This window comes from Paraburkholderia xenovorans (assembly GCF_046030735.1).
Lineage (GTDB): Bacteria > Pseudomonadota > Gammaproteobacteria > Burkholderiales > Burkholderiaceae > Paraburkholderia > Paraburkholderia xenovorans_A.
On sequence record NZ_JAQQBV010000023.1, the window covers coordinates 57,052 to 79,683 of the forward strand.

The 22,632-nt window shown below is 62.7% G+C and carries 15 protein-coding genes; 7 read left to right on the forward strand and 8 right to left on the reverse strand.

The window, feature by feature from the left end:
• Positions 1-6: 6 nt before the first annotated feature.
• A complete protein-coding gene (locus PQQ51_RS22160) occupies positions 7-627 on the forward strand; it encodes a trimeric intracellular cation channel family protein (RefSeq protein WP_408498962.1) in 621 nt (206 codons plus the stop codon).
• Positions 628-690: 63 nt separating this feature from the next.
• Here PQQ51_RS22160 and fliD read toward each other — a convergent pair whose 3' ends face one another.
• Positions 691-2,205: a flagellar filament capping protein FliD gene (fliD, locus tag PQQ51_RS22165; RefSeq protein WP_408498963.1), complete on the reverse strand. Its 1,515-nt coding sequence runs from the start codon at positions 2,203-2,205 to the stop codon at positions 691-693.
• 321 nt (positions 2,206-2,526) lie between these two features.
• On the opposite strand from fliD, the gene PQQ51_RS22170 reads away from it, so the two are divergent.
• Both PQQ51_RS22170 and PQQ51_RS22175 read left to right on the forward strand, forming a co-directional pair.
• The gene (locus PQQ51_RS22170; protein ID WP_408498964.1) at positions 2,527-3,234 is read left to right on the forward strand and encodes a glutathione S-transferase family protein; all 708 of its coding nucleotides are present in this window, start codon (positions 2,527-2,529) and stop codon (positions 3,232-3,234) included.
• A gap of 102 nt (positions 3,235-3,336) precedes the next feature.
• Positions 3,337-4,254, forward strand: a complete 918-nt coding sequence (locus tag PQQ51_RS22175; protein ID WP_408498965.1) for a LysR family transcriptional regulator — start codon at positions 3,337-3,339, stop codon at positions 4,252-4,254.
• 67 nt (positions 4,255-4,321) lie between these two features.
• Here the strand turns inward: PQQ51_RS22175 and PQQ51_RS22180 are convergent, their stop codons facing one another.
• Complete coding sequence (locus PQQ51_RS22180) at positions 4,322-5,239, reverse strand: LysR family transcriptional regulator (protein ID WP_408498966.1); 918 nt, start codon at positions 5,237-5,239, stop codon at positions 4,322-4,324.
• Between the two features lie 132 nt (positions 5,240-5,371).
• On the opposite strand from PQQ51_RS22180, the gene PQQ51_RS22185 reads away from it, so the two are divergent.
• Positions 5,372-6,628 (forward strand): metal-dependent hydrolase family protein, encoded by a 1,257-nt coding sequence (locus PQQ51_RS22185; RefSeq protein ID WP_408498967.1) that lies wholly within the window; start codon positions 5,372-5,374, stop codon positions 6,626-6,628.
• A gap of 21 nt (positions 6,629-6,649) precedes the next feature.
• Here the strand turns inward: PQQ51_RS22185 and PQQ51_RS22190 are convergent, their stop codons facing one another.
• The 4 genes from PQQ51_RS22190 to PQQ51_RS22205 all read right to left on the reverse strand — a co-directional run bounded on the left by PQQ51_RS22190 (position 6,650) and on the right by PQQ51_RS22205 (position 11,111).
• Positions 6,650-7,765, reverse strand: coding sequence for an ABC transporter ATP-binding protein (locus tag PQQ51_RS22190; protein WP_408498968.1), 1,116 nt, complete (start codon positions 7,763-7,765; stop codon positions 6,650-6,652).
• Positions 7,766-7,888: 123 nt separating this feature from the next.
• Positions 7,889-8,746, reverse strand: a complete 858-nt coding sequence (locus PQQ51_RS22195) for a carbohydrate ABC transporter permease (RefSeq protein ID WP_408498969.1) — start codon at positions 8,744-8,746, stop codon at positions 7,889-7,891.
• A complete protein-coding gene (locus PQQ51_RS22200; protein ID WP_408498970.1) occupies positions 8,736-9,677 on the reverse strand; it encodes a carbohydrate ABC transporter permease in 942 nt (313 codons plus the stop codon). Before PQQ51_RS22200 ends, PQQ51_RS22195 begins: the two co-directional genes overlap by 11 nt.
• 186 nt (positions 9,678-9,863) lie before the next feature.
• On the reverse strand, positions 9,864-11,111 hold the full coding sequence (locus tag PQQ51_RS22205) for an ABC transporter substrate-binding protein (RefSeq protein ID WP_408498971.1): 1,248 nt from the start codon (positions 11,109-11,111) through the stop codon (positions 9,864-9,866).
• Positions 11,112-11,643: 532 nt separating this feature from the next.
• On the opposite strand from PQQ51_RS22205, the gene zwf reads away from it, so the two are divergent.
• From zwf to PQQ51_RS22220, 3 genes are all read left to right on the forward strand, one after another.
• Positions 11,644-13,107, forward strand: coding sequence for a glucose-6-phosphate dehydrogenase (gene zwf / locus PQQ51_RS22210; RefSeq protein WP_408498972.1), 1,464 nt, complete (start codon positions 11,644-11,646; stop codon positions 13,105-13,107).
• 186 nt (positions 13,108-13,293) lie between these two features.
• On the forward strand, positions 13,294-14,001 hold the full coding sequence (gene pgl, locus PQQ51_RS22215) for a 6-phosphogluconolactonase (RefSeq protein WP_408498973.1): 708 nt from the start codon (positions 13,294-13,296) through the stop codon (positions 13,999-14,001).
• Positions 13,979-15,898, forward strand: coding sequence for a bifunctional transcriptional regulator/glucokinase (locus PQQ51_RS22220; protein WP_408498974.1), 1,920 nt, complete (start codon positions 13,979-13,981; stop codon positions 15,896-15,898). Before pgl ends, PQQ51_RS22220 begins: the two co-directional genes overlap by 23 nt.
• Positions 15,899-16,003: 105 nt before the next feature.
• Here PQQ51_RS22220 and PQQ51_RS22225 read toward each other — a convergent pair whose 3' ends face one another.
• Positions 16,004-16,258, reverse strand: coding sequence for a PAAR domain-containing protein (locus PQQ51_RS22225; protein WP_408498975.1), 255 nt, complete (start codon positions 16,256-16,258; stop codon positions 16,004-16,006).
• Positions 16,259-16,582: 324 nt separating this feature from the next.
• Positions 16,583-22,477, reverse strand: a complete 5,895-nt coding sequence (gene tssI, locus PQQ51_RS22230; RefSeq protein WP_408498976.1) for a type VI secretion system tip protein TssI/VgrG — start codon at positions 22,475-22,477, stop codon at positions 16,583-16,585.
• Positions 22,478-22,632: the final 155 nt, after the last annotated feature.

Below are 22,632 nucleotides of genomic sequence, written 5' to 3' on the forward strand. Positions count from 1 at the left end.
CCGGTGATGCATCCACGGCTCACGCTGGCGCTCAGCGTCATGGAGGCGCTGGCTATTTTCGCGTACGCGCTATCCGGTTTCATCGAAGCCCGCACCCGGCGGCTCGACGCGGTGGGGACGTTCCTCGTGGCGATCGCGACGGCCTTCGGCGGCGGCACTTTGCGCGACGTGCTGCTGGAGCGGCGGCCGTTCTACTGGGTCGAACATCAGGACTACGTGATCGCGATCTTCGCGATGGCGTTGTTCGCACCGATGCTGCTCAAGATGACCTCGCGCCTGATCTCCGAACGGGCGCTGCTCGTCGCCGATGCGGTGGGTTTGGGTCTGTTCAGCATTTCCGGCACCTCGATCGCGCACGACGCGCAGATGCCGTGGTTCACGTCGGTGCTGATGGGCGTCGCCACGGGCGTGTTCGGCGGCGTGATTCGCGACGTGCTGTGCAACGAGGTGCCGCTGATCCTGCGCGACTCGCGGCCCTATGCGACATGCGCGTTCGTCGGCTGCTGGCTGTACGTGCTGCTGGACTATGTGAACTTCGATACGGTGTACAGCGTGCTGGCGGCCACCGCATTCATCCTGCTCGCGCGACTCGCGACGTTCCGCTTCAACGTGCGCCTGCCGCATTAGCCATCCGGCACACCACGCGCAGCCCTGCTGCGGGCAGCACGCGGTTTCAAAGCAACACCCTCGTTACTTGTTGGTCGCCAACGCACCCGCGCTGTTCGTGCCGCCGAACAGCGCTGTCAGATATTGCGAGTTGTTGTTCATCGTCGCCATCAGCTTGTTGAGCGCGGTGAACTGGGCCTGATACTGGTTGGTCAACTGCGACGTGTACGTGGCAAGCCTCGTCTGCTGGGCGGCAATGCTCTTCAGGTCGGCGTTCAACGCCGAGTTGCGCGTGTCGATGATCCCGCCGACCCGCGTGAATTGCGTGATGCTCGTAGTCAGCTTCGCGCCGATCCCGTTGGTCGAGTTGAACACCGCGGCGACCCGCGCCGGATTGCTGGCCAGCGCCGCGCTCAGCGCCTTGTTGTCGACGACCAGTGTGCCGTCGGCCGGATCGCCCTTCAGCGAAATGCCGATCGAGCCCAGTCCTACCGCCGAACTCCCCGAGCCCACCACACTGCCGATGATCGTCGCGAGATCGTTCTTGATCGTGTTCAGCGTGGAATCGCCGAGCAGCACGCCCGCGGTCTTCGAGGTCTTGTCGTATGCGGACAGCGAGTTGATCGTCGTGACGACGGTGTTGTAGAGATTCGCGAAGTTCGTGATCGCGGTGTTCTGCGCGGTCGTGTCCGGCGCGATGGTCAGCGTTTGCGTCGTGCCCACCGCGGCGCTCGACAGATTCAGCGTGATTCCGGAAATCGCCGTCGTCACCGCGTTGCTCGGACTCGTCGCCGTGATCCCGCCGATGGTGAATTCGGCGTCCTGCGCGGGATCGCTCTGCTTCCATGCGTTGTTCGGGTCTGACGAAACGATCGTGGACTCCGCGCCGTTCGTGCCCGGCGTCGAATTCACGCCGAGACGCGACAGGCCTGCGTCGTTCTGCACGCCGCTCACGGCCACGTTGATCGTATTGGCCGCGCCGCTGACAGTCGAGCGCAGCACGAGGTGCGCGCCGCCGGTGCCGGTCACGATCGTGGCCGTGACGCCGGGATTGTTGGCGGCCTTGTTGATCGCGTTGGCGATGCCGGACAGCGTGTTGTTGCCCTCTTCGACCGACACGTCCATCGACTTGCCGCCCACCGAGATCGTCAGCTTGCCCGTGCCGAGTTTCGCATCGCTGCCGAACGCCGCCGACGACAGGCTTTGCGCCGACGCAATCTGCTTGACCTCGACCGAATAGCTGCCGGCAACAGCGCCCGCGCCTGCTTTCGCGTCGAGACCCTTGCCGCTCGCGGTGGCCGCGAAGGTCGACAACGTGGTGCCGTCCGCGAGACTTTTGACGGCCGCCTGCAACGCGTTCAGCGCCGATGTCAGCGCGCCGAATGCGGACAGCGTGGTGTTGTCGCGGGTCTGTTTGGCCGTCAACGCCGTGCTTTGGCCGGCCGTCTTCGCGTTCACCAGCGCGGACACCAGCGACGACACGTCCAGCGACGAATTGCCGGTCGACCCGCTGATGATCGACTGCGCGGCTTGCGAAACCTGGTCCTTTGCTTTGTTCGTCGCGGCGTTGACAGAAGACGTGGTGTTGATCGTCGACATTCGATGCCCCCGTGTGGCTGGTGATGTAGTTATGTGTTCGCGTGCCCAAACGTTTTCGGCAAGCTTGGCCTTGATTACAATTTTTTCAAATGTTACACCATCTTACTTCGCAGTTTTGTGACGTTTTGTCGTAACTGATTGAATTTGCATAGGTCGTCGCGGGATTGCGCGGGGATTGCACGGGGGTTGTGCCGGATCGCGAATCTAAACCCGGCCGGATGGCGGTCGATTTGCGTGACCGTCGTTCGTCGTCAGATAAACGGCCCGGCTGCCCACGCCGCTGCCGCTCAACGCCCTTCGCAACCGCCCGAGGTGACTACGATGACCCTGAAGCTCTACGCCCATCCCTTCTCGTCCTACTGCCAGAAGGTCCTGACCGCGCTGTACGAGAACGCCACGCCGTTCGAATGGCGGCTGCTGTCGCACGAAGACCCGCAAGTGATGGCGGAATTCGCCGCGCTCTGGCCGATCCGGCGCTTTCCCGTGCTGGTGGACGGCGAGCGGACCGTGATGGAGGCCAGCATCATCATCGAGTACCTGGGGTTGCACCATCCGGGGCCGGTGGCGCTGCTGCCGGCCGACCCGCGCGCCGCGCTGGAAGTGCGCAGCATGGATCGCTTCTTCGACAACTACCTGTCGACACCGCAGCAGAAGATCGTCTACGACAGCATGCGCGCCGAGGCGGAGCGCGACCCGCGGGCGGTCGCCGAAGCCCGCGCGATGCTCGACACCGCGTACGGCTGGCTCGACAACGTGATGGCCAGGCGCGAGTGGGCCGCGGGCGATCGCTTCAGTCTCGCCGACTGCGGTGCCGCGCCGTTCCTGTTCTACGCCGACTGGACGCATCGGATCGACCCGTCGTTCGCCAACGTGATCGCATACCGCAAACGCCTGCTGGCGCGCCCGTCGTTCGCCAACGTGATCGCATACCGCAAACGCCTGCTGGCGCGCCCGTCGTTCGCCCGCGCGGTCGACGAAGCAAGACCCTACCGGCCGCTGTTCCCGCTCGGCGCGCCCGAGCGCGATTGACGCTTCGCCATGTCACCAGCGTTGTCACTTGAGACAACAATTTGCCCAACCTTTAAACTTCACGTCGACAAAACATTCCGCCCATTTCAGATAAGGCAAAACATGGACCGTTTCGAAGCGATGGAGATCTTCACGCGGGTGGTCGAAGCGAACAGTTTCTCCAAAGTATCCGAATCGCTCGATCTACCGCGCGCCAAAGTCAGCCGCACGATTCAGGCGCTCGAGGAACATGTCGGCGTGCGCCTCCTGAACCGCTCGACGCGCCAGGTGAGCGTCACCGAAGACGGCGCGCTGTTTTACGAGCGCTGCGTGCGCATTCTCGCGGAGGTTTCCGACGCCGAGTCGTCGCTGTCGAACAAGCGCGAGAGCCCGTCGGGCACGATTCGCGTCGATACCTCCGGCACGCTCGCGCGCGCCCTGCTGCTGCCCGCGCTCGACGATTTCTACCGGCAGTACCCGGACATCGATGTGCGGCTCGGCCTCGCGGACCGCAACATCGATCTGATCCAGGACGGCGTGGACTGCGTGATCCGGATGGGCACGCCGGAGGAATCGAGCCTCGTCGCGCGGCGCATCGGCCAGGCGCGTATCGTCACGTGCGCATCGCCCGCGTATCTGGAGAAGCACGGCACGCCCACCACGCTCGAGGAGCTCAGCGAGCATCGCGCGGTCAATTACGTGTCGGCGCGCACCGGCAAGACCTTCCCGTTCGAATATCAGGTGGACGGCGAAGTCGCGAGGGTGACGTTGAAGAGCGTGCTGGCCGTCAACGACGGCAGTGTGTATATCGGCGCCGGCGCGCTCGGCCACGGCATCATCCAGCCGTCGCGGTACATGGTTGCCGATCTGATCGAGCAAGGCGCGCTCAAGGAGATTCTCACGAACTACACGAGCCCCAGCACGCCGATGTCGATTCTGTACGCGCATCGGCGCAATCTCAGTTCGCGGCTGCGCGCGTTCACCGAGTGGGTGACGGAACTGGTGCGCAACAATCCGGATCTGCGTATTCCGGACGCCTGAATGCACGTGATGGCGGCGCGCCACCGGGGCGCCCCCCCCGGCGGCCGACACCGCCGCCCGCTATACGCTACACGCGAAATGCCAGCATGTTGCCGCTCAGCAGCCGCTGCAGCGCCAGCGCGCCAACCGGCAGCTCCCGGCCCCGTCGGCTCACGAGCTGGGCCTTCACGTCCTGCATCAGCGCATGCCTGACCGGCAGCGCGATCAAAGCGCCGCGCTCGATGTCGTCATGGATCGCGAACGCCGGCAACAGCGTCAATCCCATCCCCGCGCGGACAAAAGCGGTCAGACCGAGCAAATGGTCCGTTTCCACGCTCACCGTAAATCGGCATTCTCGAGCCGCTTCGATCTGCTCGACGATCTTGCGCGTCCCGTAACCGGGTCTCGCAAGGGCGAACGGGTAAGCGATCAGATCGTCGATCGACACTGACTCGTGCCGCGCCAGCGGATGATCGCGCCCGACCACCGCGCACAAAGGCTGCGCGACTGAAGCGAGTTCCTTCAAACGGGCGTCGTGCAGATCGAGTCCCGGTCCGTAGGTCAGACCGAGGTGCACTTCGTCGTCTTCGAGCCAGCCGAGAATGTCGTTGATTCCACCAAGCTTCAGCGCAATCGTCATGTTCGGGTGACGTGCGTTGAATTCGCTCAAAGCATGGCGCATCAGATCGTCTGCGAAACCTTGCACGGCGCCGAGCGCGACGTGGCCGGACTCCAGCGCGTTCATACCGTCGAGTTGCGAGACGAGCGCCTCTTCGCGCGCCACCTGCTCCCGGTAGTAGGCGATCAGCAGCAAACCAACCTCGGTCGGCTTTGCGCCGCGCCGGTTCGTTTCAAGCAACGGCGTGCGCGCGATTTTTTCGAGCATCGCCACCTGCCGGCTCACCGCGGACGGGGCCACGTCAAGAAAATCCGCTGCCAGCCGCACGCCGCCGAGGCGCACCACTTCGAACAGGTAGCGCAGGCGCGCCATCGTCAGACCGCTCATTGCCGTCGCTCCATTCGATCGATAACGGGCGACCATGTTGCCATCAAGGCAACAAAATAGGCAATCCGTTGTTATTGTTGTTAATTAAGTCGGACACCAGAATGATCCCATCCCCAACCCAAGGAGCACCTCATGACACGGATCGTTCTGCACAACGCCAATCTGTTCGACAGCGAGAGCGCCACGCTCAAACCCGGCGCGACCATCGTCATTGAAAACGGGATCGTCGACGCAGTCTCGTTCGAGCCCATCGAAGTCGGCGATGCACAGGTCTACGACCTGGACGGGCGCGTCGTTCTTCCCGGTTTGATCGACGCGCATGTGCACGTCTCGTCGAGCGTGGCGGATTTCTTCAAGTTGTCGTTGATGCCGCAATCGCTAATCACCGCGAAGTCGAAAGACATTCTCGAGCAGATGCTGGCACGCGGCTTCACGACGGTACGGGACGCGGGCGGCGCCGACGCCGGTCTCGTCGCGGCGATCGAAGAAGGCCATTTCACCGGTCCGCGCCTCTTCATCGCGGGCCGCGCGATCACCCAGACCGGCGGCCACGGCGATACGCGTCCGGCATTCTTCAGCGGCCAGACCTGCGCGTGCTGCGGCGCGGTCGGCATGCTCGGCCATGTCGCGGACGGCGTGGCCGAAGTACGCCGCGCGGTGCGGGAAGAAATCCGCAATGGCGCGACGCATATCAAGGTCATGGCCGGCGGCGGCATCTCGACGCCGAACGACCCGATCGACGGCACCCAGTATTCGGAAGAAGAAATGAAGGCGATCGTCGACGAAGCGACGGCCGCCAGAACCTACGTGATGGCCCACGCCTATTCACCCGACGCGATTCAGCGCGCGGTGCGTTGCGGTGTGCGCTCGATCGAACACGGCAACCTGATCGACGCCGCGACCGCGCGCCTGATGGCCGCGCACGGCACCTATCTCGTGCCGACGCTCGCGACCTACGCTGCGATCGCGCGGGAAGGCAAGCGCATCGGCTGGTCGGAAGCGATGTTGGCAAAAACCGGTCGCGTCCAAAACATGGGCGTCTCGGCGATGAAAATGGCCTATGAGAGCGGCGTGAAGATCGGACTCGGCTCCGATCTGCTCGGCGAAATGCAAGTCCTCCAGCACGAAGAACTCACACTGCGCGAGACTGTGATGAAACCCGCCGAGATTCTGCGCAGCGCCACATGGGTGAACGCTGAAATGATGAATCAGAGCGGCCGCCTCGGCGTGATCGCACAGGGCGCACACGCCGATCTGATCGTGGTGAAAGGCAATCCGCTCGATGGCCTCGCGATTCTCGCGGAACCGCAGAACCTGCTCGCGATCATGAAAAGCGGTGCGTTTCATACCAACCGCCTGACGCGCTCAACCCCGAACGTTCGGGCCTGAGCCGGTCAGCCGGGAGGCACGTCAGGCAATCCGTTCTTCGTTCGACGGGTCGAACAACACCGCCTTCGACGCATCGAACAGCAGCGTGGTATTCGTCAACGGCTGCGGATTCGACGCCGGGTGCACGCGGCTCACGATCCGCTTGCCGTTCACCTGCGCGAACACCAGCGTGTCCGGACCGGTCGGCTCGATCACGTCGACCTTCACTTCGATCGGCTGCAGGTTCGCGTTGTCGCCGTGCGCGCCGCGCGCGTCCGTAATGCGTTCCGGGCGCAAGCCGAGGATCACTTCGCGGCCCACGTGCGACTTCACCTTTGCCGAGTCGAACGGCAGGTTCAGCACCGAACGCGCGACACCCGTGTCGAGTTCGATGCCCACGCCCGAGCCCTGCTCGACCAGCTTGCCCTGGATGAAGTTCATCGGCGGCGCGCCGATGAAACCGGCCACGAACAGATTCGACGGCGAATCGTAAATGTCCTGCGGCGCGCCGAACTGCTGCACGACGCCGTCTTTCATCACCGCGATGCGGTCGCCGAGCGTCATCGCTTCGATCTGATCGTGCGTCACGTAGACGATCGTCGTGCCGAGGCGTTGATGCAGCAGCTTGATTTCCGAACGCATTTCGATACGCAGCTTCGCGTCCAGGTTCGACAGCGGCTCGTCGAACAGGAACATCACCGGATCGCGCGCCAAAGCACGGCCCATGGCAACGCGCTGACGCTGGCCGCCCGACAGTTGACCCGGCTTGCGGTCCAGCAAATGCGTGATCTGCAGCGTGTTCGACACACGGTCGACGATCTGCGTCTGCTCGGCCTTCGGCACCTTGCGGATGTTCAGGCCGAACGAAATGTTCTCGCGCACCGTCATCGACGGATACAGCGCGTAAGACTGGAACACCATCGCGATGTCGCGGTCTTTCGGCGACAGGTTGTTCACCGTCTTGCCGTCGATCTGGATCTCGCCCTTGGTGACCGTTTCGAGGCCGGCGATCATGTTGAGCAGCGTCGACTTACCGCAGCCCGAGCCGCCGACCAGAATCAGGAACTGGCCGTCTTCGATGTCGATGTTGACACCCTTCAGAACCGGCACCCCGTTCGGGTAAGTCTTGTACACGTCACGGATGGAAAGGCTTGCCATGCTGTGAATCCTCTTGTCTCTGGTACTGCTGAAAACGTCTTGTCGGATGACGACGGCTTCGAAACAAACAGAAGCCGCCGCGCTCGGATGATTTAACCGGGATGAGCCCCGCTTTAACCCGCGTTAGCCCTTCACTGCGCCCGCCGTCAGGCCGCGCACGAAATAGCGGCCGGCGACGATGTAGACGAGCAGCGTGGGCAGCGCGGCGATGATCGCGCCGGCCATGTCCACGTTGTATTCCTTCACGCCGGTCGAGGTGTTCACGAGGTTGTTCAGCGCCACCGTGATCGGCATCGAATCGACGCCGGAGAACACGATCCCGAACAGGAAGTCGTTCCAGATCTGCGTGAATTGCCAGATCAGGCACACCATGAAAATCGGCAGCGAAACAGGCATCAGGATCTTCGTGAAGATCGTGAAGAAGCCGGCGCCGTCGATCCGCGCGGCCTTCACGAGTTCAGCCGGAATGCTCACGTAAAAGTTGCGGAAGAACATCGTCGTGAACGCGATACCGTAGATCACGTGCACCACCACGAGGCCGGTGGTCGTGTTCGACAGGCCGAGTGCGCCTTCGAAACGCGCCATCGGCAGCAGGATCGCCTGGAACGGGATGAAGCAGCCGACCAGGATCATCGTGAAGATCGGATCGGCGCCGCGGAAACGCCAGTGCGTGAGCACATAACCGTTGAACGCGCCGATGATCGACGAGATCAGCACGGCCGGAATCACCATCCGCACCGAGTTCATGAAGAACGGTTGCATGCCGTCGCAACGCACACCCGTACACGCGCCGCTCCATGCCTTGATCCACGGATCGATGGTCCAGCGCGTGGGTGGCGTGAGCAGGTTGCCGGTGCGCAGTTGATCGATGTCCTTGAACGACGTGGACAGCATCACGTACAGCGGAAACAGGAAGTACAGGGCGAACAGAATCAAGGCCGCATAAATGACGGCACGGCTGATCGTCATCTTAGGCTGCATTGCGCGTGCTCCTCGATTCCAGATACATCAGCGGCACGAGCACGGCGACGACGGTGGCGAGCATCATCATCGACGATGCCGCGCCGACGCCCAGCTGCCCGCGATTGAACGAAAACGTGTACATGAAAATAGCCGGCAGCGACGAGGACGTACCCGGACCGCCAGCAGTCAACGCGACCACCAGGTCGAAGGTCTTGATCGTGATGTGGCAGAGAATCAGCAGCACGGAGAAGAACACCGGGCGCATGCTCGGAATCACGATCTTGCGGTAGATGGTGGGCAGGTTCGCGCCGTCCATCTGCGCGGCCTTGAAGATTTCGCCGTCGACACCGCGCAAACCCGCGAGAAACAGCGCCATCACGAAGCCGGTGGATTGCCACACGGCCGCGATCACGACGCAGAAAATCGCCTTGTCCGGGTCGCCGAGCCAACTGAACGAGAAGCTCGTCCAGCCCCAGTCGTGGAACACTTTCTCGAGCCCGACGCTCGGCGTCATGATCCATTGCCACGCGGTACCCGTGACGATGAACGACAGCGCCATCGGATACAGGAACACGGCGCGCAACGCGCCTTCGTTGCGGATCTGCTGATCGAGCAGGATTGCGAGAAACAGGCCGAGGCCGATACAGATACCGATGAACGGGATGCCGAACCAGCCGAGGTTGGCCGCCGACGTCCAGAACACGTCGTTATCGAACAGTTCGCGATAACGGTCGAGACCGACAAATTCATAACGTGGCATCAGTCGCGAATTGGACAGCGACAGATAACCGGTAATGGCAATGAAGCCGTACACGAAGACGAGGCTGATCACGACGCTGGGTGCGAGCACCAGCTTCGGAATCCAGCGATCGGCAAGGGCCGCCATCGGCGACGCGCGGCGGGTCACGGTGGCCGTGGATTTCCCGTTCCCGCTGATAGAAGCAGTCACTACTCGACTCCTGCTGAAACTGTACCGCCGGGATGTTTGACGTGTGTTAAACGCAAAGACCGCAACGGGCTAGATTTGACTCCGTAACACCCGAAGCCGCCTGCTACCGACACCATCAATCCATCTGAAGGACGCGCCCGGCGCCCGTGAACCGGACTGCCGGGCGCGCCGCTTCGCTTGACGCTGTTACTTGGTCTTCGCTGCCTTCGCGAGCGCTGCAACCGCGCTCTTCGAATCCTGCTGCGAGTTCATGAACTTCGTGACCACGTCCGAGATCGCACCGGCTGCTGCATCCGGTTGCGCCATGCCGTGTGCCAGCGAAGGCACATAGCCGCCCGACTTGATCGCGACCTGTTCATCCGCGTACGACTTCTTCGCGCAGTCGTCGAACTTCGCCATCGACACGCCCAGACGCACCGGGATCGAGCCCTTGTTCAGGCTGAACTGCTCCTGGAAGTCCGGCGTCATGATGGTTTTCGCGAGCGCCAGTTGACCCGGCGTTGCCGTCTTCGCACCCTTCTGCTGGAAGAACACGAACGAGTCGACGTTGAACGTGTACGCCTTTTCCGTGCCCGGCACAGCCGCGCAGATGTAGTCCGTGCCCGACTTCTTGCCGGCGTTGGCGAATTCGCCCTTCGCCCAGTCGCCCATGAACTGCATGCCGGCCTTGCCGTTGATGACCATTGCCGTTGCCAGGTTCCAGTCACGGCCCGTGCGGCCCGTGTCGAAGTAACCCTGGATCTTGCGGACCGTGTCGAACACGCCGACCATCTGATCCGACGTCAGCGTCTTCTCGTCGAGATCGACCAGCGCTTTCTTGTAGAAGCCCGCGCCTTGCGACAGCACGACGTCTTCCCACAGCGTCAGGTCTTGCCACGGCTGGCCGCCCATTGCGATCGGCTGAATGCCCGCGGCCTTCATCTTGTCGGCCACCGCGAAGAACTCAGGCCACGTGGTCGGCGCCTTGCCGCCGGCCTTGTCGAGCGCTGCCTTGTTGATGTACAGCCAGTTCACGCGGTGCACCGAGAACGGCGCCGCCACGTAGTGGCCGTCCGCACGGATGATCTTGTCGATTTCCGGCGGCAGGTTCTTCTTCCAGTCGCCCGCGACCGAATCGATCGGCACCAGCACGCCTTGCGAAGCCCAGTCCTGGATCAGCGGACCCTTGATTTGCGCGGCGCTCGGCGCGTTGCCCGAGATCACCTGCGTCTTGAGTGCCGTCATGGCAGCCGCACCTGCGCCGCCCGCAACCGCGAAGTCCTTCCACGTGTAACCCTGTTTCGTCATGTCGTCCTTGAGGACGCCGACGGCTTTCGATTCGCCGCCCGAAGTCCACCAGTGCAACACTTCGACCGACTCGGCGGCCTGCACGGCCGAGACGCCACACATCAGACCTGCGGCGCACAAAGCGCCCATGATCGCGCGAAATTTCATTGCTTATCTCCTCCAGACACCTGAACAAAAAACAAATGGCCCCTGATGTCGCCAGGGTGCTGTGGTTGGTTCAAACAGGCAAAACACTGGGCGATCGAGCACGGTCGGGCGCATGCGTGAAGGCATGGGCCGGCGGACCGATTTTCGGCCGCTGGAAGCTCAAGAGATGAGTGGTTCGGGATGCAACTGACTGTCTCCTCTTTTGATTTTTGCCTGCCCGCGTCGCGCGCGGCAGACTCGAGGTGCCTTGCACGTTAACCCTGACGCCAGGTGGGCTTTCCGACCTTCCGTAAGGGCTGCCGGTGGCATGCTGGCACGTGTCCGCACGTAATGTCCGTTAACATGCAGGGAGCGCCGGCCGATTCAGGAAAACGCGCCTCGTACCGCACAGCGCACGCTTTTTTCATCGAATTAGCGCTACCTCTTGATTTGGATTGTAGTTAAACTACAATTCAGTGTCAAAAAATATTTTATCGGACTACGGTCGCTCATTTCGGGCTCGACGGCGACCCCAGGATATCGACGGAGACTCATGCAAACCGATTCAAGCTTCACCTTCGTTCTGTTCGGCGGAACCGGCGATCTGTCGATGCGCAAGATCCTGCCGGCACTGTTTGAAGCGCACCGTGCGGGCGGCATGCTGGCCGAGAGCGGCAAGATCTTCGCAGTCGCGCGGCATATCGAGGATCGCGCCGATTACCTCGAATGGGTGAACGGGCACGTGAAGCCGCATGTGTCGAAGAACGGTCTGGATGAAGCTGCGTGGGCGAGCTTTCTCGAGCGCATCGAGTTCGTGAAGATCGATCTCGGCAATGCCGAAGACTTCGTGCTGCTGCGCGACGCGATCCAGGATCTGCCCGGCATCCGCGTGTTTTATCTGGCAACCGGTCCTTCGCTGTTCGTGCCGATCTGCCGCGCGCTCGCTTCAGTCGGCCTGAACGAAAACTCCCGCATCGTGCTGGAAAAGCCGCTCGGCTACGACCTGAAGTCGTCCAACGCAATTAATGATGCAGTCGGCGAAATCTTCGCTGAAGAACAGATCTACCGGATCGACCACTACCTCGGCAAGGAGCCGGTGCAGAACCTGCTCGCGCTGCGTTTCGGCAATGCGTTGTTCGAACCGCTGTGGCGCCGCGAGTGGGTCGAGAGCATCCAGATCACGATCGCGGAAGAACTCGGCGTGGAAGCACGCGGCGACTTCTACGACAACACCGGCGCACTGCGCGACATGGTGCAGAACCATTTGCTGCAACTGCTCTCGATCGTCGCGATGGAACCGCCGCATTCGATGGACTCCGACTCGGTGCGCGACGAAAAATTGCGCGTGCTGCGTGCGCTAAAGCCGATCGATCCGCGCGATATCACGAAGGTTGCAGTGCGGGGCCAGTATCATTCGGGCGTGATCCGCGGCAACGCGGTGCCTGCGTATGCAACCGAGGCCGGTGTGAAACCGGACAGCACGACCGAAACCTTCGTGGCGGTCAAGGTCGAGATCGAGAACTGGCGTTGGGCCGGCGTGCCGTTTTTCCTGCGCACCGGCAAACGTCTCGCGGATCGCGTCGCCGAGATCGTGGTGAATTTCCGCGCGGTGCCGCATTCGGCGCTCGGCGCGTCGGCGTTGCGCGCCGGCGCCAATCGCCTCGTGATCCGCTTGCAGCCGAACGAAACCATTCGCCTCTACTGTCTCGCGAAGCAGCCCGGCGAAGGTATGAACCTCGCCAGCGTCCACCTCGATCTCGCGTTCGACCAGTTCTTCCGCGAAGGGCAGATGGAGGCGTATCAGCGCCTGCTGCTCGACGTGATCAATGGGCGGCTCGCACTGTTCGTGCGGCGCGACGAACAGGAAGCCGCGTGGCGCTGGGTCGAGCCGATCCTGAACGAATGGTCCACGTCCAACAGACCGCCCAAGCCGTATGCGTCGGGCACCTGGGGACCGGCCGCGGCGAGCGCGATGCTGGCGCAGCACGGCACCTGCTGGCTCGAAGAAGAAAACTGAAACAATCGAGGCGACGCGCCGGGTCCAGTGCGGACGCGGCGCATCGCCTGTAAGACCCACCGACGAACTGAACGGAATGGCGCCGGTATCGCGCGGGCGTCTGCAAGTCATCCCGCTTGCCGGCGTCCTCGTGAGTGTAGTCAGGCGTATTCCGCAGATCCAACAAGAAAGCAGCACGGAGGAGAAGTGATCGAGCTTCACACTTTCGACGATCAACGCGCCCAATCCGACGCGTTGGCGAAAGCGGTCGGCGACGCGTTACATGCGTCGCTCGCCGCTCAGGTGGCCGCGTCTCAGGCAGACGCGCGCCCGGCAGTGCTTGCAGTGTCCGGCGGCAGCAGTCCGCGTCCGTTCCTGCAGTATCTGTCCACTCAGTCCTTCGACTGGCCGCGCATCGCGCTGACGCTGGTCGACGACCGCTGGGTGCCGGAAACGGACAGCGCGAGCAACTCGCAATTCGTACACGAGACACTGTTGCAGAACGCCGCGCGCGACCTCGCATTCTGGCCGCTGGTCGACACGTCACAGGATCTGAACGCGCACGTTGCCGCGCTGAACGCCGACCCGCGCTTTGCCGCGGTGCCGGACGTCGCGATTCTCGGCATGGGCGAAGACGGCCACACCGCATCGATTTTTGCCGACGCGCCCGAGTGGGACCACGCGATCACCACGAGCGAACGCTTCGTCGCCGTGCATCCGGGCAACGCGCCGCACGCGCGGGTGAGCTGGTCGCTCTCCGTGTTGAAAGAAGTGAAGCATCTGTATCTGCTGATCGCCGGACCGCGCAAGCTGGACGTGCTGAATGCCGCCGCCGCTTCGCTACAAAAAAATGCCATCTCGCAGTTGGCAAACGACAAGGGAGTGAGACTCGATGTCTACTGGTGTGCAAACTAAGGCTGTTCCGGGCGCCGGCCAGCATGCCGATGGACCGAGACTGCTGGCCGACATCGGCGGCACCAATGCGCGCTTCGCGCTGGAAATCGCGCCGGGCGAAATCGGCTCGGTGCAGGTCTATCCGTGCGCCGACTATCCGGGCGTGGCCGACGTCATCAAGAAGTACCTGAAGGACACCAAAATCGGCCGCGTGAATCACGCGGCGATCGCGATTGCGAATCCGGTCGACGGCGACCAGGTGAGCATGACCAATCACGACTGGAGCTTTTCGATCGAAGCCACGCGCCGCGCGCTCGGCTTCGACACGCTGCTGGTGGTGAACGATTTCACCGCACTGGCGATGGCGCTGCCGGGCCTCACCGACACGCAACGCGTGCAGGTGGGCGGCGGCACGCGCAGGCCGAATAGCGTGATCGGGCTGCTCGGTCCGGGCACCGGCATGGGCGTGTCCGGCCTGATTCCCGCCGACGACCGCTGGATCGCGCTCGGCAGCGAAGGCGGCCACGCCACCTTCGCGCCGGCCGACGAACGCGAAGACATCGTGTTGCAGTACGCGCGCAAGAAGTGGTCGCACGTGTCGTTCGAGCGGGTGGCCGCGGGCCCCGGCATCGAAGTGATCTATCGCGCCTTGGCTGGACGCGACAAGAAGCGGGTGGCGGCGAACGTCGACACGATCGAGATCGTCACGCGCGCGCTCGACGGCGGCGAACCGCTGGCAGTTGAAGCGGTGGACGTGTTCTGTGGGATTCTCGGCACCTTCGCAGGCAATATCGCGGTGACGCTCGGCGCGCTGGGCGGCATTTATATCGGCGGCGGCGTGGTGCCGCGGCTGGGCGAATTCTTCGCGCGCTCGTCGTTCCGCAAGCGCTTCGAGGCGAAGGGCCGCTTCGAGGCGTATTTGCAGAGCGTGCCGACTTACGTGATTACCGCTGAATATCCGGCGTTTCTGGGTGTGTCGGCGATTCTCGCGGAGCAGTTGTCGAATCGCGCGGGCGGCAGCTCGTCGGCAGTGTTCGAGCGGATTCGCCAGATGCGCGATGCGCTGACGCCGGCCGAGCGCCGCGTTGCGGATCTGGCGTTGAACCATCCGCGTTCGATCATCAACGACCCGATCGTCGACATCGCGCGCAAGGCCGATGTGAGCCAGCCGACGGTGATCCGCTTCTGCCGTTCGCTCGGCTGCCAGGGCTTGTCCGATTTCAAGCTGAAGCTGGCGACCGGTTTGACCGGCACGATTCCGGTGAGTCACAGCCAGGTGCATCTGGGCGATACCGCGACGGACTTTGGCGCGAAGGTGCTGGACAACACCGTGTCGGCGATTTTGCAGTTGCGCGAGCACTTGAATTTCGAGCACGTGGAGCGGGCGATCGATTTGTTGAACGGCGCGCGGCGTATCGAGTTCTATGGACTCGGCAATTCGAATATCGTCGCGCAGGATGCGCATTACAAGTTCTTCCGCTTTGGCATTCCTACGATTGCTTACGGCGATCTTTACATGCAGGCGGCGTCTGCTGCGCTGCTTGGCAAGGGCGATGTGATCGTTGCCGTGTCGAAGTCAGGGCGCGCGCCGGAGTTGTTGCGCGTTCTCGATGTCGCGATGCAGGCGGGGGCCAAGGTGATTGCGATTACTTCGAGCAATACGCCTTTGGCCAAGCGGGCTACTGTTGCGCTGGAAACCGATCATATTGAAATTCGCGAGTCGCAGTTGTCGATGATCTCGCGGATTTTGCATCTGGTAATGATCGATATTCTGGCTGTCGGTGTGGCGATTCGGCGGGCTGTGCCGAGTGCCGATGTGGCTGAAACTGTCGCTAAGGCGCGGCAGGGCGCTGATGATGATGCTAGTGCTGTGCTCGACTGGTTGAGTCATGGGGCCGCTTCTTCGGCGCGGGAGTAAAGCTGGGTTGGAGGCTGTCGCTGGTGAGGTTGGGGTTTGCCAGCGACGGCTTTGGCTGCGCGTAAGCGGGGTGGGGGGTGTCAGAATTTCCCAGTCCGCGTCAGATCAGACTGTCGGTCCACCGCCGGTTACCACCAGTGTCGCGCCGCATGTCGTGCCGCTACCGTGACGTGCGACAGGCCGGCCACCGATCGTGCCCAGGCCACCATTCGTGATCACACCGGGTCCATGTACCGGGCAACTGACGGCGTCGCCGACGCGCGCAGCAGCGCGACCGTCGACGATAACGCCTGCGCTAGCGGAGGTGACGATGCCGCCGTGGGTTGTGGGGGTGCCGAGTGTTGCGATTGGGGTGGTCATGTTGAAGGGACGACGAATGTGATAGTTGCCCTCAGTGGCTCGCTTACCGTTGCGTTACATACTATCAAGGCAATTTCCTTATAGCGTCATCCTCATCTTCATAGTGAATTAGTCCGTATTTTCCGGTCTTTACGAGGATCCCTCGCGAAGGGATGCCGTCCACTGTAGCTCCGTTATGTGCGAACCAGTCTTCATATCCGGACACGCACAGCCTCGCATCGAAATCACAAACCACGGTTCCCTCTGTGCCGTCCTCGACTGAGACGGAATCGCCAATCTGAATCTCGTCTCCATTGCTGGTGTATTTCATAAGATAGCCCTCTCTCAATTGGCGAACTCTTCCACGGGGACCATAGCAATGGTCAGTTGATTGGGCTTAAGAACATATTTTTGCTTTGCCCAAAAGCACCAGCAATTGTTTGGATTCTGATTTGCCAAAAATATATTGTGATGCGAGCCATAGACTCCGTGTTGCATCTCGTCATCAGGAATGACGTCCAGCGCGCGATACCCAACTGTTCCTCGCGCGACAATCCTTCCCGTCACCGTCCTGCATGGAGGGCAGGTCTTCTTGTTTGAAGGGCACTCGGTTTTCGCGTCCGACTTTAATCCCGTTGCAACAGCCAGAAGCAGGAGCCCATCGACGATAGCACCTATACCAGCCCCAACAAGAGTGCCGCCTCCCGGCTCAATCATGGTCCCTAGTCCTGCGCCCCACTCTATCGCTTCAAGCCCACGCGGGTCCGTCCTCAAAGTAGGCAGATTGTCTGCATAGATGTAATTATTCCAACCACCCCTCAACCCAATCGGGTCCTGGCTCACATACCTCCCCGCCTGCGGATCGTAATACCTGAACCGGTTGTAATGCAGCCCTGATTCGACATCGTAGTACTGCCCCGGAAACCGTATCGGATTCTCCACCTCCTGCGCGAAACGATGCCGCGTCTTGCCATACGCACTAAAATCCGCCGCCCACACCACCTTGCAACGGTCGTCGTACAGTTCCTGCGGCGCGCCCAGGTGATCCGTCACGTAGTGACACGCCGCACCGCCTTCGAGTCTCGCAAGCGGCCCCGCATGATCGGGATGCGCCACATAGGTAACGGACCTGTCGTCGTGCGCGCTATCGCCCCCCCTCACCTCCTGCGCCATCCAGTCGCCGTCCCACACGAACAGCGTGGTCTGCGGCGTCCCACGCGCCGGCTCATGATGCTTCGCAATGCGCCGCCCCAACGCGTCATACTCATAGCGAGTCTGCGCGCCGTCATCGTGCCCGATCGCGATGAGCTGATGACTGCCGTCATACCGGTAACGCGTCACATGGGGTCGAGCTTCGGCCTGCGCCTTCTGCACACCCGTGAGCGTATCCATGACCCGAACGAAGTTGTCTCCAGCCGTCGGTTCGGCTTGGGGCGGCAACGGCAATGTGCGCGAAATCCGGTTGCCGTGACCGTCATGGTCATACAGCAGCGCCTGTGGCGCAGCGACTTCCGGCGTGACCAGCGATTGCAGCCGGTCACCTCGCGCGCGGCCTAGCCAGCCCGTATGACCGACAGCCAGCAAATTGCCCGCTGGATCGTAGGTGAACAACTCGTCCCAATAACGGCCGCCGCTCACACCCGCCAGTCGTGCTAGCGGATCGTAGCGATAGTGTTTCTCGCCGCGCCACGCGTCACGCAACGTCGTGATCTGGCCCGCACGGTCATGAGTCCAGTTTCGCCACAGGCGCGGCGGCTCCAGCGCGTCGCCGCGCACGTTCAGGTTCTGCCAATGATGTTGCGCGAGTTGCCCGACTGCGCTGTAGCCGAAATGATGCGCCACCGGTCCCTGCACGCGCAGCGTCTCCCGATGCAGCGCATCACGCTCGAAGCTCGCGAGCGTCAGGCCGTCCAATAACACGCCATGCACATGCCCCGATCCGTAGCGCTGCCAGGTAAGCGCACCCGCCCCCGGCACATGTGTCCCGCTACGATGACCCAGTGCATCCAGCTCATGCGCAAGCCGCCAGACACGCCCGTGGTGCGCCTGGATTTCCGCGGTCCGTCGTCCGGCCGCGTCATACTCGAACGTGATCTGGCTTAGCGCCTGAGCAGGCAATGAAGCCCGCGCCTGCGTCAGCAGCCCGCGTTCGTCATAGCGATAGCTCACGTGGCTACCATCGCTCGCACGGCGTTCAACGGGACGACCCAGCACGTCATACGTGATATCGGTGACGATCTGCCCGTCGTCGCCGTGATCGGTGCGCCCGATCACCTCGCCCGCCGCGTTGTAGCGCAGCGACTGCCGCCGTCCGTCGAAGCCCGTCTGTTCTACGAGTCGGTCGCGGCTGTCGTAGGTGAAGGTGGTCGTCTCGCCGTTCGCGTTGGTCAGCGTGGTCACTCGGCCAATCGCATCGTATTCGAGCGATTGCGTGCCACCCGCCGGATCGGTAATCCGCAGTTGCTGGTCATACGCATCCCATCCTGTCCGTGTGATCCGTCCCAGCGGATCGGCATGCGCGACCGCACGGCCCGCCTCGTCATAATCCACCCGCCACCAACCCATCCCCGCTGGCTGGTAACCGGAGAAGCGCCCCGCGCTGCTGCTCGCAGAGTGACTCGCGTTACCCAACGCGTCGGTGGTCTGTGTGAGGTGGCCGAACGCGTCATAGGTGTAGCGCGTCGTATTGCCCGAGCAGTCGGTACGCGCGACGACCTGCCCCGCGCTATCCCACTCCATGCGCGTGAGATTGCCGAGCGCATCGATGCGCGTAACGGGCAGCCCGTTTTCATAGACGTACGCGGTCGGGTTGCCGAGCGGGTCCGTTTCATTCACAAGATGTCCGGCCTCGTCGTAGACGCGCTGCCAGATCTGGCCTGCCGCATCGGTGATCTGCACCGGCTGGTTCAGCGCGTTGTAGCTGATCCCCGTGACGTTGCCCGCCGCATCGATGATCGAAATGGGATTGCCGCGCGCGTCGTTGATCGTGCGCGTCGTGCGACCGAGTTCGTCGGTGTGGCCGCTCACGCTGCCCGTCTCGTCGAAGTGCGTCTCGCGGATGCTGCCATCCGGATTCAGAATGCGGTCCACCGCCCACAGGCCGTTGTAGTGGTATTCGGTAATGCGTCCGAGGCCATCGGTCACGCGCGTCGTGCCGGCCGCCGGCAGATACGCAAAGCGTGTGTCGCGCGTGATCGCGGGTCGGCCCTCGCGCGCGGCCGCGTCGTCGGTGTACGCGTACGTGCGCGTTACCCGCGCCTGCGACGTGTCGCCGTCCCACTCCGACACGTGAACCGCACCGGCGGGCGTCCGGTAGCCCGTTAGCAAATGCTGCCGGTACGCATAGCGCCAGGTGAGACCCGCGCGGTCGGTTGCCTCGATGAGATCGCCGTGCACGTTGTACGTATAGCTCGCGACACACATCGACGGACCGCCGTGAGCGCCACTCAGCAACACCGCCGTGATACGACCCGCGTCGTCCAGCGTGCAGTGCAGCGCGTGAGCGTTGTTGCGTACGTTCTGAAGCCAGCCTTGCGACGTATACCCCAGCGTGAGCGCCTGGCCGTCGCGATTCGTGATTCGCTGAAGTTGCCAGCGCATGTCGTCGACCGGATGCGGCGCGTAGTGTTCGTCGACACCATTGCCGAAACGCAGCACATACGTCGCGCCCGCGACGGAGTCCGCGCCACGCGCGAGCGTATATTTTTCGATCGGGTGAAAGTGATCCTGTCCCGCCTCCAGCGATGGAAACTGCAACTGACGGCCATCCGCATCGACATAGATCAGGCCCGTCGTACCGCGCCGAACTTCGGTCGCATAAGGCAGCTTCCACGCGACCCCCATGCTGCCCGCGCGCTGGTCCGCGCTGCGATAGCTGCGGCTCCAGCGGATCGGGATGCGCCCGGGCAGAGAGAGGTCCTCGTGCACGAGGATTTTCTGGCCCGTCGCCACATCGACGGGATGCGCGGTCGTGTGTCGCTTCGCACATTCGGCACAGTCGGCCTCGGTGACGGGTGCGAGCCCACCCACGCTACCGCCCGTCATGCTGATGACCGGCGACTTAAGCCGAATGCTGACGCCTTCAAGCGTGATGCCCGCGGCGTCGATCGTCACCTTGCCGCCGGGTCCTGCCAGTTGCACCTGCGTCGCGCCCGATAGGCGTGCATGGCCGGCGTCGGTCAGCCGCAACTGGTTCGAGTCCACTCCGGACACCGGCGCAGGTAACTGCGGCGCGAATTCCGGCGACGCTTCGACCGGATGAGCAGCGTCCGCCTGAACCGCATCGCCGACTGCCTTGCCGCGCACGGTGAGCGTATAGATGCGGCCGACATCGGCCGTCCAGTCCTGCACCACGCGATCGGAGCGGCTCAGCCCCACGGTGCTCGCCATCTGCAGCGCGACGTTGCGCAGATAGAGGCCACCGACGTTCACGTTGTACGCGAGCCCTACGTTGAGCATCTGTCCGAGCCCGACGTTCCGCACCGCCGCCGCGCCGATCGTTTCGAACTTGTAGCCGCCTGTATGCAACGTCCAGTTGCGGCCGATGTGATTCGACTCGTCGTGGCCGACGGTCTTCGTGCGGTCGTGGCCTACCGTGTGCGTTTCATCGTGTTCGGCGAGGGTATCGAGGTCGCGCTCGGCCTGGATCCAGAGCTGCTCGGCGCCTCTTTTATCCTCGAAGCGGATCGCGTTCGCGTGACCATAGCCGCCGCCTTTCGATGAGCGCGTCAGGATGCCGCTTTGCGTCGCATGAGCCGGCAGATCCCACGGCGGCATCGTCATCGCGTTGTAGACGCGGCCGATCACGATAGGCCGGTCCGGATCGCCGTTCTCGAAGTCCACGATGACTTCCGTGCCCACGCGCGGAATATGAATACCACCGAAGTTGCTGCCCGCCCACGGATAAGACACGCGCACCCAGCATGACGCGTTCTGATCCTTCGTGCCCGAGCGGTCCCAGTGAAACGCGAGCTTCACGCGCCCATGCTGGTCGGTCCAGATCTCGTGCCCCGGCGCACCCGTGACGATTGCCGTCTGCGGACCGGTGGTGCGCGGCTTCGGGTAGTGCTCGCGCGACGGCCGGAACACGGTGGCGGCCGACTGCACGGCAAACTCGACCCTGATGCGATATTGCGCTCCGCTGCCGGTCGTCTCGCCCGTTTCTTCGGCGGTGAGTTTCGCGCCCAGCACCAGATACTCGCGATTGGCCGCCGCCTGCGGATGACCTGCAAGCGTGAAAGTCGTGCCGCACACCACATCGCGCAGATTGCCGCCACCCGACGCGCGGTCACCCTGCGCGTACAACTCCTCCATCCGCACCCGCGCGAACTGCTCACCGTGTTCCCGCTCGACATAATCACCCGGCCATTCGTAGCGCTCGAACTGGTTATGCGCAGTGGACTGCGGCAGTTCGTTCTGCGCCTGCAACTGCGCTTCCGGTTTGCGGAAGTCGAAATCGTTCGTGGTCCAGATGCCGCTCTGCAAGCGTCCGGTAATGTCGAACCGGTCGACATACTCGCGATCGATCTTGTGGCCAGGCGGGTAGTACCACAGCGTCTGATAGGCGGCGCTGTCGACCGGCTTGTGCGCGCCTACGTGATCGACCAGCACCATCCGGTGAAAGCTCTCCGAGTGCTCGAAGAACCAGTAAATGCCGTGCTCGGCCATCAGACGCTGGATGAAGCGGTAGTCCGTTTCGCCATACTGAACCTGGTAGTCCAGCACCGGATAAGCGTCGCTCAGGCGCAGGTCGTACGAGTACAGATAGTTGCCGAGCACCTGTTCGACAATCTCGACGACCGTCTTGCGCTGGTAGATGCGGTAGTCCGAGCGCAGGTCCGCGAGCGCGATCCAGGGTTGCAGCAGCACACGGTAGCGCGACTGCCGGTTCAGTTGCTCCACGAACCCGGCTTCCGTCACGATGCCGCTGATCTCGCGCGTGCCTGTGCCGAGATTCGCAGTACCTGTACGGCCGACGCTACCCGGCACGAAGGTTCCCATGCCGTCGAGCTGGATGGTCACCGTCAGTTCGGTGCCGATCAGCGCCGTCAGATCGATTGACGCCGCCTCCGTTTCGGGCATATCCGGCGAAGTGGTCAGGAGGAGTTCGTAGCGATAAATCGAAGAGAGCGTTTCTTCGCCCTCGATCGCACCGAGTTGCAAAACGCTTCCACCGTCAGACAGAACAGGCAGCGCCGGACCACTGACAGTCAGTGTGCGCGGGGTATCGAAGTTCAACATGCCGAACGTACTCCTTTCGTTCTTCTTCGTGAACGGTGCCTCGCGAAGGAAAAAGGAAAGGGGCTTATTCAGGCAACGCGCGGCTGGCCGTCACTGTCCGGCAACGCAGGATCAGCCGCCTATCGGAGCAGTCCGAAAAGTCGCGCGTTGGGCTG

Excerpts from the sequence above, each read along its gene's own strand:
- PQQ51_RS22160 (WP_408498962.1), top strand. The coding sequence starts at position 7 with ATGCATCCACGGCTCACGCTGGCGCTCAGCGTCATGGAGGCGCTGGCT.
- fliD (WP_408498963.1), bottom strand. The coding sequence starts at position 2,205 with ATGTCGACGATCAACACCACGTCTTCTGTCAACGCCGCGACGAACAAA.
- PQQ51_RS22170 (WP_408498964.1), top strand. The coding sequence starts at position 2,527 with ATGACCCTGAAGCTCTACGCCCATCCCTTCTCGTCCTACTGCCAGAAG.
- PQQ51_RS22175 (WP_408498965.1), top strand. The coding sequence starts at position 3,337 with ATGGACCGTTTCGAAGCGATGGAGATCTTCACGCGGGTGGTCGAAGCG.
- PQQ51_RS22180 (WP_408498966.1), bottom strand. The coding sequence starts at position 5,239 with ATGAGCGGTCTGACGATGGCGCGCCTGCGCTACCTGTTCGAAGTGGTG.
- PQQ51_RS22185 (WP_408498967.1), top strand. The coding sequence starts at position 5,372 with ATGACACGGATCGTTCTGCACAACGCCAATCTGTTCGACAGCGAGAGC.
- PQQ51_RS22190 (WP_408498968.1), bottom strand. The coding sequence starts at position 7,765 with ATGGCAAGCCTTTCCATCCGTGACGTGTACAAGACTTACCCGAACGGG.
- PQQ51_RS22195 (WP_408498969.1), bottom strand. The coding sequence starts at position 8,746 with ATGCAGCCTAAGATGACGATCAGCCGTGCCGTCATTTATGCGGCCTTG.
- PQQ51_RS22205 (WP_408498971.1), bottom strand. The coding sequence starts at position 11,111 with ATGAAATTTCGCGCGATCATGGGCGCTTTGTGCGCCGCAGGTCTGATG.
- zwf (WP_408498972.1), top strand. The coding sequence starts at position 11,644 with ATGCAAACCGATTCAAGCTTCACCTTCGTTCTGTTCGGCGGAACCGGC.
- PQQ51_RS22220 (WP_408498974.1), top strand. The coding sequence starts at position 13,979 with ATGTCTACTGGTGTGCAAACTAAGGCTGTTCCGGGCGCCGGCCAGCAT.
- PQQ51_RS22225 (WP_408498975.1), bottom strand. The coding sequence starts at position 16,258 with ATGACCACCCCAATCGCAACACTCGGCACCCCCACAACCCACGGCGGC.
- tssI (WP_408498976.1), bottom strand. The coding sequence starts at position 22,477 with ATGTTGAACTTCGATACCCCGCGCACACTGACTGTCAGTGGTCCGGCG.